The following is a 13,525-nucleotide window of genomic DNA, read 5'->3' as shown; positions in this document are numbered from 1 at the left end:
TAATTTCTATTTAATAGCGGTATATAATTGCACCCATCTAACAATTTAATCGCAAATCCCAGTAAAAAATACTTAGTAGATGATGTCAGTGAATAAGAAGCTTCATTAATAAACCTTTCATAAAACACCTACATGTTATTAATCATTTTCGCAGCAGAAATTGAGATAATTTAGCTCAGATGTTAACTTAAGTGAGGTAACTAGTTGCCGTTTAATCAAATATCGGAATAGATTAGCTAAATTTATTGCCGAAAAATACTAATAGTTGTCATACTGGCTATCAATTTAACTAATAAGTAACACTGTGGCCATAAATGAGAGGACTGCCAAATGAAGCGACTTATCTTACTAATTTTTTCATTTCTATTTTCTATACAAAATACCTTTGCCTTATCCAGTCTTAAAACTAATACGATTTATCAAATTGCTCAACCTACTAGCTGTATTACGGCAAATTTTAGTTCAACTGGGAATAGCTCTTGGAAAACTATTTCATTAAAACTAATTAATAATTGTAGCCAAGCAGTCGATTTTCAAAACGCAGCTATTACGTTTACCAATGCCTCTGCTCTAAATACTCCTTTTTGGGGTGATTTTTCTCCCCTATCCTATCCAGACAATACCTTACAAATTACGTCGCAAACACAAGCAGGAGGTAGTTTTTTAGCCACACTTAATCTACACTTCCCAACTTCTACTGGCAGTAATAGCATATTACCTAAAGGTAGCTCAATTACCATTATCTATGGTGCACCCACGGCTGATTATGTCGCAAATTCTGTAAAAGTATACTTACAGACTAGTCCCGCTACTGGAGCGATAACTTTAACTAATACTTCTCTTAAACCAGCTAATGTTAGTCAACCTTATGCTTTAGTTAATATTACTTTAAATGGTCAACCTATAAGTAGCGCGCAAGTCCCTTGGTCTGGTCGACAAACAATATCAGGAATAGCCGCAGGCACCTATGTTATTTCGCCATTGAGTGTAACGGATAGTAATGGCGTTGTTTATCAAGGTAGCGCGAGTCCTAGCACTGTTACGGTGACTGCTAATAGCACCGTTCTCTCAAGTATTAGTTATGCAGCTCAAGCCAATACAGGTGCGATTAATATTAAACTCCAAGCCTTACCTAGCCAATTATCAGGCTATACTGCAACACCCACCGTAACCCTTACTCGAGCAGATAATCATAGTTCAACGACTGCAGCAGTTAAGTGGAATGCTACTACTACGGTCAATCAATTAGTAAGTGGTGTTAGTTATACTTTTTCTACCCCCGCAATTAGCTATAATGGGTATAACTGCATTCCAAGCTTTACACCTACCTCAGCAACGGCGGCTGCTTCTGCACCAACTGTGCAATTAGCTTATAGTTGTACAGTTGTTACGCAAACACCAGTGACATTAAAAATTAATGGCCTACCCGCCTCGGTTACTTCTATTACTGTAACTTTAACGCCTACTGATGGTTCTAATCCTGTTAAGAAAACTATCCCCTTAGTTAATGGCTCAGGCTCTACTGTATTAAATCTGCCACTCGGAGCAATTTATACTGTTTCTACTAATTCAATTTCAGGTTATTCAGTCAATTTTAACCCGCAACCATTGACTACTTCAGTTAACAGCAGCGAAACCATTACTTTCTCAGCTGGTAAAATAGCTGTACCAGGCTGGCCAGCATACCTTGCTATGGGAGCAGTTACTGATGATTCGCCTGCTACTAAGTTATCCCTTGAATCTCGACCTATAGATACTATTTTTAAATATGCAGGGCTAGGTGGTAATGGTGATCCAGGACAAATTATCTATCCTATTTTTGATCTGCAAACAGTGGAACAAGCTCAAGCTTTAACTACCTACTATCAGCAACACAATATCGCAAATCGCGTTATACCCACCATGGTAATTTATACAGCTCAGATGAGTGGAGGCGCCACCTTTACGGATTTTGAATATGATAATTTAGTTATGCATTATATTAATCTCATTATGGAATCCCAAAAATTACAGTCCTATAAGACACCACAAATGCCTTACCCTGCTTCTATTATTCTTAATCCAGATTTGTTAGGTATGATGCAGCAAGGAAACTTAATGAGTCAGGCTAATGCTGCAATTAGTCAAGTACCTTTAGCAAAGGCGCTAGCTACAGCCATTTGTTTTGCCACCTCTACTATCGATACTACTTATGGCAGTGGTTTAAATTACGAGCAACTGTTTGCAGCTATACGTAGTAAAACTACCGATAATTGGTCAGCAATGAGTATTTGGGATACTTATAAAATACAGTATTTTAATAATTGCACCGCAAATCCAACTGTACCCAGTTCTATTACTATACCTTCGTTTACCAATGATTTTCCTGGCTGGGCAGAATCTACTAATTGGTTAATTCGTCAATTTGCACCTAATGTTACCTTTGGTTGGCAAGTTAATTTATGGGGAGTTGGAAGCTCTAATTGGGTACATCAAAATTATGATGCGACTACTTTAAAAACCACAATTAGTGACCCCACCGCTGCTTTAATTAAAGCAACGAAGACGTATGCTAGTCCTTATACACCTGATTTTATAGTATTTGATAAATATGAGATGGACGCTATTCCTAGTGCTACAGGTATCGGCTACCTATTTAATGCTAGAGATTGGACTAATGTTTTAAATTATGTAAAAAATATCTCTGAAGCGTTAGGTAATATGCCTGTTATGTTGTGGCAAATACCTGGAGGCCACTTACAACAGCAGTCTAATGATGTAGACCCACGTAATAATCATGCCTCAACAGAACCTGACTTCTTTTTTGGCGACAGCTATAATCCCTTAACTAATCTACGCAACTATATAGCAAATACTACATTGCCTACTGGCATCTATGGTACCAGTAGCATTATTAATTATTTACAGATGGACCCTTCAGGAACCACAAATCTCTATAATTGGCAAACTAACAATTTACAACAAGCAGCAAACAGTCATGTATTCTCGATTTTATGGGGAGGCGGCAATACTACCAGTGTAAGTAGTTTCCCAAGTGATGATGGCGGCTGGCTTGCTAGTAAAATTATTAATTATTATAAAAATCCCATTAATCTATCATTAAAATAATCTTTTGCCCTGTTATTACGATAGATAACGGGGCACATAAACTAACTTTATAGTAGAATTAAACTAGTTATATTAAAAAAGTATAGTTTAGCAGCTTTAAATTATAGCTAGTATAATAACCCCTCTCTAAATATCTATCACTGAGTTAGAAAGTGAGCAGCAAGCTTAGGATCAATCACATAACTATTAAGTTCACAGGTCAATGCTAATTCAGAAGAAGTACTAAGATAGGTTTTCCACTTTTTAAAACCAATTTTAGTCAGCATATTATTAGGCAACTTATTAGATGAACGAGGTTCACATAAAATCATTTTTAAATTAAAAATTTTATAAAATTCAAGTGCAGCCATACAAAATAATTTTGCTCCATAACCCTTGCCTCTAGATTCAACATCCCACATATGTAAGTGCATATGCGCAATTTCATCTCGTAAGATATCTTTTAAAGCGCTATAACCGATTGCTTTCTCATTAATAAGCCAAACTAAATAATAGGACGCCACCTCTTTTAAAGGAGCGCTACAAATAGCTTGTAAGGAATGAGCAAATTTTATTGGTGAATTTAGCTTAGCTTTATCTGCTCCCATCCGTATAAAATTAGCATCATTATTTTCAAACCAATAATTAACAATATTAGGAATATCTTCCTCTCTTAGCGCTCGTATGGATAAATTTGTCATGGTGATTTAATAATTGTATTGAAAATGTATTCATAATAACTATTTTTTAAAGCCAAAAGTCAACAGTACCCGGTTGATTACATAATTTTATAGGTTAATCCATTATTAATTACTTAACTATTTGCTAAAAAATAAATTAAGTATGTTAACTAGTATTCATTTAAGATAATTCTTTATTTTAAACTAAATAAATAGAATAATTATGAACTTGAAGTTGGTACTACTTTATTTAGATTAATTATAATTCAAATTGTTTAATTAATTTCTATATTTATTGTTATTTAAACAACAATTACGCACCAGGCGCTGAGTCCTGGCTTATTTGAATAGAGGCCGTTTCAATATTATCCTTGTTCCTTTTGTTGGAAAAAAGTAAAAGGTCATTATTTAAATTTTGTTTAACTTTAGACTCTAGAGCTGCATGTTGTTCTATAATTTTAGCAACCTCCTCATGGCCCATAATTTTAGCCATTTCGTGAGGCATGACTGAAATATTGGTATTTGCTGGCACATTACCAAGAAACTCAGCCATACGCCTTATTACTTCATTATTATTAATAGATGTTGCAAACCACCTTAGTTGCCCAGCTGTGCATTTAAGAGCAATGGTGTAGTCAGCCCCAGCTTTCAATAAAGATTCAACAACTCCTCGACGATTATTTTGAGCAGCGATAAAAAGTGGAGTTACTCCATCAGTTTTTTGGTTTAAATCAGCTCTATCAAGATAGTGAGTTAATATTTTAATAACCTCCGTATGCCCATATTGTGCTGCAATCCAGACAGGCGTTATGCCACTTTTATCAGCTTTATTTAAGTTTGCTTTATGTTGAGCTAATACGTCTATAACTGCAGCATGTCCCTTTTGAGCGGCAATTAAAACTGCCGTTTCACCAGCACTATTTGCTTGATCTAAATTAGTTTTATTCTCTGCTAATACTTTCATAACATTAGCATGGCCATTATATGCAGCAATTAGAACTGGCGTTGTATTATTATTACTAGCTTCATTTAGGTTAACGTTATACTTCACTAATACTTTCATGATATTAGCATGACCATATTCTGCTGCTATTATTGCTAAAGTTGTTCCATCATCAGCAGGCCCGCCTAAGCTATTGTATTTTGCTAATACCTCTACCACCTCAGCATGACCATTAAATACAGCACCTAAAGCTAGTGGTATACCTTGATAGGTTTGATTTAAGTTAACTTTATGCTTTATTAATATTTCTAAGATGTCGGCATAACCTTTTTTTGCCGCCATCCAAACTAAAGGCTCTCCGTTATAAGCCTGATTTAGGTCAACTTTATACTTTGCTAATATTTCTAGCGCCTTAACATACCCTTTTTCTACAACGGACCAAACGGGCGTTTTACCATTACAACGTTGTTCTAAGTCAGCGTTATTTTTGGCCAATACTTCTAAGGCCTCGGTTTGATTATGTTCAGCTGCAATCATGGCTGGCGTGTCGCCATTGATATTGGTCTGATTTACATTAATACCAAATCGAGCTAATTCCTCAAGCATCTTTGCATGGCCATATTTAGCTGCGAAATGTATTAAATTTGCTGCATTTGCTTTGCGAAAGGCTATCTCTTTGGTTATTTTGTGAGTTTGTTTAAATTTATCTAGCTGATATTGTATTTCCTTATATTGGGGAGCGAGCCTAGGTAATACTACTTGCACATTAAAGGTAATATAGGGCGTAATTTTCTTAGGATTACAGCTTTGCATGATAGCCGCTGCAACTTGCTCTGTGGTAGGCGATTTATTATGATTGATTGAACTTGGATTAATATCCCGATATTGAAAACCTTGGCCAGGTGTATAAAGTAAAGCTACTGTATGGCCTTCACCTTCTAATAAGATTCCTATAGGCTCTTTCGAGAGACCTGCAGCGATGTCAAGTTGCTTACTTAAATTATCTAAATATTCTTTAGTCTCAACTTCTGTTGTAACAAACGCATCAGAATAAAGTGCTTGTAAACCACCCACTTGCAATATTTTAATTGCAGAAGCTGCAGAAGATAGGCCCTCAAAATCAGATTGTACAATATAAGGTTTGTTGATTAAATAAGACCACGGGTAGGGCCTCTGAAGCAAAATAAGGCTGTCATAAAAACTAAGAATATCAAGCAGCTCCTCATCAAACTCCGTTTTATTTTTACCCTTTTTTGCTTTAGCTTGCTCAATTGCTTTCACTAAATCACTGGTTGATGCCGTAGTGATAAGGTCTATACGCTTTTCTAACCGTAATTGTTCTTCGGGGCTTAGCAAGGATGCCTCTAACCAGCGCCGCGAAAAACCATGACACAATCCGGGTATTTTCGGGTAATTTAGAGCATGATATAAATCTAATAGCGCCTGATGAACTGACATAATAAAACAAGATCAGCAACCAATATTTTTAATTATAATACAATTAGTACATTTTATATAAAATTATTGTTTTTTTTACCGCAGAAAAAGACCTATAATCAAGCTTTATCTAACCATTGTCTAATATTGTAATTTGTTAATAAACTTAGAGTTTTCTATTAGTATTCTATTTTTACAATTTCTAATTGCTCTAGGCCGTTAGGAGTTTTAACCTTAACAATGTCATCTACCTCCGCTTTAAACAAAGCCTTGGCAACTGGTGAATTCCAACTTATTTTACCTTGCTCAATATCTGCCTCATCAATACCGACTAATTTTACAGTTTTTTCTTCATCGTTTTGTAAATAGGTGACCGTAGCACCAAAAAATACTCTTTTAAGGTCTTTTTGTAAGGCTGGCTCAACCACATAAGCCGTTTCAATGCGTTTATTTAGATAGCGTACTCGGCGATCAATTTCTCTTAATCGTTTTTTTCCATAGATGTAATCACCATTTTCTGAGCGATCGCCATTCCCTGCAGCCCACCGCACTACCTCTACAATTTTTGGCCGCTCAACATATAATAATTCTTGTAATTCTTTTTGGAGCTGCCCAAATCCATAAGGTGTCACATAATTTCTATTATTATCAATCATAATTTCTGGTAATTCTAAATCGCTATCATCGTCATTTTCTTTGGTAAATGCTTTACTCATAAGTGCTATCCCTCCACTAAATTAGAAAAGCCTAAATTAAGTTAAGCTACTTTGCCAAAGACAAAATCAAATACCGGTTAAAAACCTTTTTTATCAAGCTTACGTCCCGTAGCTTGTTTATAGAATCTAACCCTGTAACTGGAAAACTGGCTCCCACAAATAATTCATGGGACCTCGGCAGAGGTTAAAGATCTTTTTTACTTGGCCTGTACAAAGCTTAATTTATCTAGGTGAAAAATAATTAATAATTCAATGATAAATTTCAAAGGTGCTTATTATTAAGTATAGATTTAGAGGCCAGATATAAAAATTTTTAATTGCTTAAATTGACTGGTGTTTAAAACAATCTGCTAATATCTAAATATAAAAAACCAAGTGCCGATAGCAACACTTGGTTGAATTTATAAATTATATTTAATGATTATTTACAAGAACTATAGTCAATAGCTACTGTTTTTAGCGATTGCTTAATGCCATCAAGTTTAAAGCCTAAATCTTTTGCAGCACTTAGTATACCGCAACCACCTTCAACAAAGGTTGAATAAGGTGTCCAATAATCCATATTCGCTTTAACCATAACATCAAATGCTTTACGGGCGTCATAGCCTGGAAGATTAGCAATTAAGTAATATAAATGGTTATATACGCCACTAGAATAGTGAACATCTAACCCACCATAATAATCATCAGCTGTATCAATTGAGCTTCCATCACGGCTTGGTAAATCCATATAGCGTAAGGCTTCATAGCCACTGCTTTCTTTCATAATTTCAGCACCAATCATCCAGCTTGCTTTACCTACAGAGTAAAATTCTGCAGCTTGAGCCGCCATATCTGAGAATGACTCATTCATACCACCCGATTGACCATAATACTCTAAATCAGAATGTTGTTCGGTAAAACCATGACTAATTTCATGAGCACCAACTCCAAGTGACACGAGAGGATACATCATGTGTTCGCCATCACCGAAAGTCATTTGTCGGCCATCCCAATAAGCATTTTCATAACCATCACCATAATGAACGCGCATTACTAATTGCATAGGCGAACCATCAGATTTAGTAAGGACATTAATACCATACCAATCTTTATACATATGGTTAATCACATAGCCTGCATAATGGGCATCATTAGTAGGTGAATAAGCACCATTTTCTTTATCATAGCCATCTGCATTATAACCAGACCAATAAGTGTCTTTTTCAATTGTTGTTTTACAATCAAACACCATAGGCAGGTTTTTTGAGGAATAACGATGTGCCATGTCAACGACTCGTACGCCATCATTTTCCATATAGCATTTTGCCGTATCATCATCGCGAGTTATGTCAAGTAGAGGTAACTCACCACCGTAGGAAAAACGGCCTACCTTTGTATTGCCACCATAACCTTTAGCTTTTACTTGCGAACGTTCGGTTTTTACATTATTCCATTGTACAAAGGGTTGATAGGTTGTTGCATCAATTATTGCAGTTGGCCTTTCAGGAATTTTGTCTTGATACGTTACAAATACGCTGACTTTATAAGCCCAATGCGCTTTTGAATTATTATCTATATAAACGATTGGACTTACTGATTCTTCACTTACTAAGTGACCAGCAAATTGAGCTTTAAATTGTTGTAGTGCTGCTTGAGCATTTTTAAAAAATGTTGGCGCAGGCTTACCTAGTTCTTTTTGTAAACCTTCATAAACTACCCCGTTCATTTTGATATCAGGACTTCTATCATTTGCTAATAGCGTTGGGGCTACTTGTGATGTATGAATGATAGCATAGCCACCTACGACTACTAATCCTTCATATTTTTGCTGCATACGAATATGATTAATCTTATTCTTATCAGTGTGTTGCTTAATAAAATCCAGCGTATTAGTAGCCATTAATCCCTTCGCTGACATATTAAGAGTAAACTGCTTCTTAACTGCTGGTAGAGATGATTTATTTAAAACTACAGGTTCTGCTGCTTGTACAGAGGAAACCACTGTTAGCGCTAAACACGCAGCTAGCGGTGATAAATAAAAATTAGAGTGCATTAATCTTAACTCCTTAACTTAATACACATGAAGCAAATCCATTTAGAATGCTCACGTCGTTAATATTGTCCATGTGCGCACAACCAATCTTCCCTTTAAATAGAAAGTTCCTTGTAAGCTGTACTATGCCTTAAAGCATTCTCAGAACCTACCTTAATAGGCTACTAGGGTGGCCAAAAGAGATTGATTTTCGTCTCACTCTAGCGACCCTCAAGATAGGTTCTAAATAATAAGTACAACCAAATAAGATTACTTTGTTATTAAAGTGGCTGATTCATAACATCCAGCTATGAACAACATGGTAACAAAAGCAATTATTGAATGCCTATTTTAATTGCATCATAGAATTTAAGACTAAGAGGTTGGCCTTACTCTCGAATTCAAGGACGTAATTCTAACAGGTAACGATCAAACTACCATAAATTTTTAAAATTTTAAATTAGACTTCTTTAGAAGAAAATAAATTTACTAAGAAAACTTAGACTCTTGGTGATTCTTTTTAGTACAATAGTAATTTTTGCGGAAAAAAGAATTTTACTAAATTATTTTTGAAGCAATAAATAGACAAGTTTTAAGTAACAGAATTTAAGGTTATAAAGGTAGCTTAAAAAGCTTTCAATATATTCCTGACTTAAAGCCATCAAGACAAATAACTAAATTAATTACATTATGAGTACTATTACTACCAATATTGATGAAGCTATTATTGAATTAAAGGCTGGTAATCTTGTTGCCATACCTACTGAAACTGTTTATGGTTTGGCTGGTAATGCTGAAGATAAAGAGGCTATTTTAAAGATTTTTACTCTTAAAAATCGACCTCTAAATCACCCTTTAATTATGCATGTTGCAGCGAATTGTGACTTAACTAGATGGGTAGGTAATATCCCTTCTTATGCGCAAAAATTAATTGATGCCTTCTGGCCTGGCCCTTTAACAATAGTATTTAATTGTAAACCTGGCTCGGTAAATCCTTTAGTTACCGGTGGGCAGTCTACAGTTGCTATACGTTGTCCTAAGCATCCTATGGCTCAAGCATTACTTGCAGCAGTTAAGTTTCCGCTTGTTGCACCGTCGGCTAACCCTTTCGGTAAAATAAGCCCTACTACAGCTTGCCATGTTCAACATAGTTTTGGTAATCAACCCTTATTAATACTGGATGGAGGACGTTGTGAGGTAGGTATTGAATCAACCATTGTGGCAGCAACAGATCCAGACCACTATCAAATATTGCGCCATGGCATCATTGATGAACAAATTATTGAAACAACCATAGCCATTGATGCATTGAAAAATGACAGTAAGATTCGTGTTTCTGGCCGTCTATTAACCCATTATCAACCAGAAAAGCCACTTTATTGCTTTGCAACGAACGATGAGCTTAAGCAACTACTAAACTTATATCCGCAGGCTTATATTTTTTCTTTTAATGACCATTTAAACATCAATAACGCTTTTCACTATCAATTTCCCCTAAATGCTAAACAAGTTGCCTATGAGCTTTATTATCAACTACGTTGCGCTGATGAGTCAGAAGCTTCTACAATTTTAGTAGAATTACCTCCAACCAAAAAGTCCTGGGAAGGCGTTAAAGAACGTTTATTAAAAATGGTTAATCAACCAGATGCTAAAACAAAGATTGAATAATTAGCCTAAATTTTTAAAAAAGTGTTAAAATAATAATTATATAGATTTGAATGGAAAACAAATGGCAGAATTACATAAACCCTATAAAAAGTTATATCGCTCACGTACTGAGAAAAAAATAGCTGGTGTTTGTGGCGGGTTAGCCGCTTATTTTAATATGGACCCACTTTGGATTAGGCTTTTATTTGTCCTTTTTTTTCTTGTTGGGGGCTCTGCCTTCTTACTTTACATCATTTTATGGCTTCTTGTTCCACTTGAACCAACCGCACCTCCTTCTGGCGATTGGAAACCTTAATGTAAGTTGGGCTAGGCCCAACTTCTCTAAAAACTTTTAAGATGACTCTATTAGGTACTATAAAGCAATCATGAGCATTTTAAAGCACATTTTTCAACTGAGATTGGCGCTCAATAGTAGTTTGAAAAGAAGTCCAATCTTTCGGTAATATGGCTAGTATTATGCTGAGATCATGCCGAGATCATCGAATTTCTAGACATTAACTAAAACTTCAGGCAGAATCGCAAAAACGTTGTTTTAGTTCACCCAAAATGAAGAAAATTTTAGTTTTACATGGACCTAATTTAAATCGCTTAGGTACCCGTGAGCCTTCGGTATATGGCTCAACGAGTTTAGCAGATATTAATAATCATTTGCGTAAACAAGCAGCAGACAAGGGTTGGGATTTAAGTTGTTTTCAAAGTAACAGTGAAGCAGCTTTAATTGATGCCATTCATCAAGCTGCTGATGCTGGTATTAATCATATTATTATTAATCCAGCTGCTTTTACTCATACTAGTATCGCACTTCGCGATGCATTAAGCGCAGTAGCAATACCTTTCTTTGAAGTGCATATTTCTAATATTTATGCTCGTGAGCCTTTCAGACATCACTCTTATTTGTCTGACATTGCTCAAGGTGTAATAACAGGATTTGGTATTAGAGGCTATTTATTAGCCCTACAAGCCATTTTAGAAGAGTCTAAGAACCTATCTTCAGAGGTACTAAAGTGAAACAAAAAAGATTAATTTTTAAAGGCTATGGCAGAACATACATAAAAGTATACGAGCAACAGACCAAAGAAAATCAATTCTTTTCGACCACCCAAGTAAACTATGAAAACAGGTTCTAATTAAGAGAGAGCTATTATCAATGGATATCCGCAAAATCAAAAAACTTATTGAATTGTTGGAAGAAACAGGTATTTCGGAAATAGAAATTAAAGAAGGCGAAGAGTCAGTTCGCCTAAGCCGTTATAGTTATCCGCCTGCTGAAGTAATGCAACCTCGCTATAATCCTTTACCACCCCAACAATCCCATTTACACACAAATACCGCGCCAGTAACCGAGCCCTTAGCAACACCAGAAGTAAAATCAGCAGAAAAAACTGTCCAAGGCCATCAAATTCGCTCACCTATGGTCGGTACCATGTATACGTCCCCTTCGCCTGATGCGCTACCCTTTGTTACTGTCGGCCAGACAGTAAAAGCCGGTGATACCTTATGTATCGTTGAAGCAATGAAAATGTTTAATGAAATTGAAGCTGACAGAGCCGGTAAAATTACAGAAATTTGTGCAAACAATGGCGATCCAATTGAGTATGATCAAGTTTTATTTATTATTGAGTAAGGAAGTTTTGCATGCTTAACAAAATTGTAATTGCTAATCGTGGTGAGATCGCTTTACGTATTTTGCGTGCTTGTAAAGAACTTGGTATTCAAACTGTTGCTGTGCATTCTAGTGTTGATAGAGATTTACTCCACGTACGTCTTGCTGATGAAACTGTTTGCATTGGCCCGGCACCTTCACAAAAAAGCTATTTAAATATCCCTGCTATTATTTCAGCTGCTGAAATAACTGATGCAGTTGCTATTCATCCAGGTTATGGCTTTTTATCAGAAAATGCAGATTTTGCTGATATTGTTGAACAAAGCGGTTTTACCTTTATTGGTCCTCATAGCGATACTATTCGCTTAATGGGTGATAAAGTCTCAGCAATTGCAGCCATGAAGAAAGCAGGAGTTCCCTGCGTACCTGGTTCAGATGGGCCTTTGTCTGATGATGATCAAACAAACTTAAAATTAGCAAAAGAAATTGGCTATCCAATTATTATTAAAGCAGCTGGCGGTGGCGGTGGTCGCGGTATGCGTGTAGTTCATACTGAAGCAAATCTGTTAAATTCAATTGCTTTAACACGCAGTGAAGCAAAAGCTGCCTTTAATAATTCCATGGTATACATGGAAAAGTTTTTGGAAAATCCTCGCCATATTGAATTTCAAGTATTAGGCGATGGCAAAGGTAAAGCAATTCACTTAGGTGAACGTGACTGCTCTATGCAAAGACGTCACCAAAAAGTTGTAGAAGAAGCACCAGCTCCTGGAATTAGTGAATCCTTACGGCAAGAAATTGGAGCGCGTGTTGTTAAAGCTTGTTCAGAATTAAATTACCGTGGCGCAGGAACGTTTGAGTTTCTTTATCAAGATGGCTGTTTCTATTTCATAGAAATGAACACACGTATTCAGGTAGAACATCCTGTTACTGAATTGATCACTGGTATTGATTTAATTAAAGAGCAAATTAAAATAGCTAGCGAGATACCTTTTACTTTAAAACAAGAAGACATCCAACTAAATGGTCATGCCATTGAATGTCGTATTAATGCCGAAGATCCTAGAACATTTATGCCTTCTCCGGGTACTATTCGCCTACTTCATCAACCAGGCGGTCCTGGTATTCGCTTTGATTCTCACATCTATAGTAGTTACACAGTACCTCCAAACTATGACTCTATGATCGGTAAATTAATTAGTTACGGAAAAACGCGTGAAGAAGCTATTTGTCGAATGCGCAATGCTTTAGATGAAATTATTATTGATGGGATAAAAACAAATATTGAATTACATCAACGAATTATGCATAACGAAGAATTTGTTCGTGGTGGAACCAATATTCATTATTTAGAATCTATGTTAAAGGAATCTTAAA

At 35.9% G+C, this 13,525-nt stretch carries 10 protein-coding genes; 6 read left to right on the top strand and 4 right to left on the bottom strand.

Translation table 11 applies throughout. The features are described from left to right. The first annotated feature begins 330 nt into the window (after positions 1–330). Positions 331–3,108 carry a hypothetical protein gene (locus ACNVED_RS02630; RefSeq protein ID WP_419420210.1) on the top strand — a complete coding sequence of 926 codons (2,778 nt, stop codon included), beginning with the start codon at positions 331–333 and terminating at the stop codon, positions 3,106–3,108. A 137-nt stretch (positions 3,109–3,245) separates the two neighbouring features. On the opposite strand, the gene ACNVED_RS02625 is transcribed toward ACNVED_RS02630, so the two are convergent. The 4 genes from ACNVED_RS02625 to proA all read right to left on the bottom strand — a co-directional run bounded on the left by ACNVED_RS02625 (position 3,246) and on the right by proA (position 8,898). Beyond that, positions 3,246–3,788 (bottom strand): GNAT family N-acetyltransferase, encoded by a 543-nt coding sequence (locus ACNVED_RS02625; protein WP_419420209.1) that lies wholly within the window; start codon positions 3,786–3,788, stop codon positions 3,246–3,248. A 292-nt stretch (positions 3,789–4,080) separates the two neighbouring features. After that, positions 4,081–6,168, bottom strand: a complete 2,088-nt coding sequence (locus ACNVED_RS02620; protein ID WP_419420208.1) for an ankyrin repeat domain-containing protein — start codon at positions 6,166–6,168, stop codon at positions 4,081–4,083. A 158-nt stretch (positions 6,169–6,326) separates the two neighbouring features. Further along, a complete protein-coding gene (gene greB / locus ACNVED_RS02615; protein WP_419420207.1) occupies positions 6,327–6,863 on the bottom strand; it encodes a transcription elongation factor GreB in 537 nt (178 codons plus the stop codon). Positions 6,864–7,284: 421 nt separating this feature from the next. Continuing rightward, a complete protein-coding gene (gene proA / locus ACNVED_RS02610) occupies positions 7,285–8,898 on the bottom strand; it encodes a zinc metalloprotease ProA (RefSeq protein ID WP_419420206.1) in 1,614 nt (537 codons plus the stop codon). A gap of 669 nt (positions 8,899–9,567) precedes the next feature. Between proA and ACNVED_RS02605 the strand changes: the two genes are divergently transcribed. The 5 genes from ACNVED_RS02605 (at position 9,568) to accC (ending at position 13,524) form a co-directional block, all read left to right on the top strand. Beyond that, positions 9,568–10,545 carry an L-threonylcarbamoyladenylate synthase gene (locus ACNVED_RS02605; protein ID WP_419420205.1) on the top strand — a complete coding sequence of 326 codons (978 nt, stop codon included), beginning with the start codon at positions 9,568–9,570 and terminating at the stop codon, positions 10,543–10,545. A gap of 61 nt (positions 10,546–10,606) precedes the next feature. Further along, entirely contained in the window at positions 10,607–10,840 is a 234-nt protein-coding gene (locus tag ACNVED_RS02600) for a PspC domain-containing protein (protein WP_419420204.1), read from the top strand. 251 nt (positions 10,841–11,091) lie between these two features. Next, the gene (gene aroQ, locus ACNVED_RS02595) at positions 11,092–11,553 is read left to right on the top strand and encodes a type II 3-dehydroquinate dehydratase (RefSeq protein ID WP_419420203.1); all 462 of its coding nucleotides are present in this window, start codon (positions 11,092–11,094) and stop codon (positions 11,551–11,553) included. Between the two features lie 139 nt (positions 11,554–11,692). Continuing rightward, positions 11,693–12,169 (top strand): acetyl-CoA carboxylase biotin carboxyl carrier protein, encoded by a 477-nt coding sequence (accB, locus tag ACNVED_RS02590; protein WP_419420202.1) that lies wholly within the window; start codon positions 11,693–11,695, stop codon positions 12,167–12,169. Between the two features lie 11 nt (positions 12,170–12,180). Continuing rightward, positions 12,181–13,524: an acetyl-CoA carboxylase biotin carboxylase subunit gene (gene accC, locus ACNVED_RS02585; protein ID WP_419420201.1), complete on the top strand. Its 1,344-nt coding sequence runs from the start codon at positions 12,181–12,183 to the stop codon at positions 13,522–13,524. The last annotated feature ends 1 nt before the right edge of the window (position 13,525 follow it).

Origin of the sequence: Legionella sp. D16C41, assembly GCF_048541585.1 — a bacterium.
Classification (GTDB): domain Bacteria; phylum Pseudomonadota; class Gammaproteobacteria; order Legionellales; family Legionellaceae; genus Legionella_C.
This window is presented reverse-complemented; position numbering and strand designations above follow the sequence as displayed.

Bases quoted from the DNA above. Each gene is read 5' to 3' on its own strand.
- proA (WP_419420206.1), bottom strand. From the start codon at position 8,898: ATGCACTCTAATTTTTATTTATCACCGCTAGCTGCGTGTTTAGCGCTA.
- aroQ (WP_419420203.1), top strand. From the start codon at position 11,092: ATGAAGAAAATTTTAGTTTTACATGGACCTAATTTAAATCGCTTAGGT.
- ACNVED_RS02625 (WP_419420209.1), bottom strand. From the start codon at position 3,788: ATGACAAATTTATCCATACGAGCGCTAAGAGAGGAAGATATTCCTAAT.
- ACNVED_RS02620 (WP_419420208.1), bottom strand. From the start codon at position 6,168: ATGTCAGTTCATCAGGCGCTATTAGATTTATATCATGCTCTAAATTAC.
- greB (WP_419420207.1), bottom strand. From the start codon at position 6,863: ATGAGTAAAGCATTTACCAAAGAAAATGACGATGATAGCGATTTAGAA.
- accC (WP_419420201.1), top strand. From the start codon at position 12,181: ATGCTTAACAAAATTGTAATTGCTAATCGTGGTGAGATCGCTTTACGT.
- ACNVED_RS02600 (WP_419420204.1), top strand. From the start codon at position 10,607: ATGGCAGAATTACATAAACCCTATAAAAAGTTATATCGCTCACGTACT.
- ACNVED_RS02605 (WP_419420205.1), top strand. From the start codon at position 9,568: ATGAGTACTATTACTACCAATATTGATGAAGCTATTATTGAATTAAAG.
- ACNVED_RS02630 (WP_419420210.1), top strand. From the start codon at position 331: ATGAAGCGACTTATCTTACTAATTTTTTCATTTCTATTTTCTATACAA.
- accB (WP_419420202.1), top strand. From the start codon at position 11,693: ATGGATATCCGCAAAATCAAAAAACTTATTGAATTGTTGGAAGAAACA.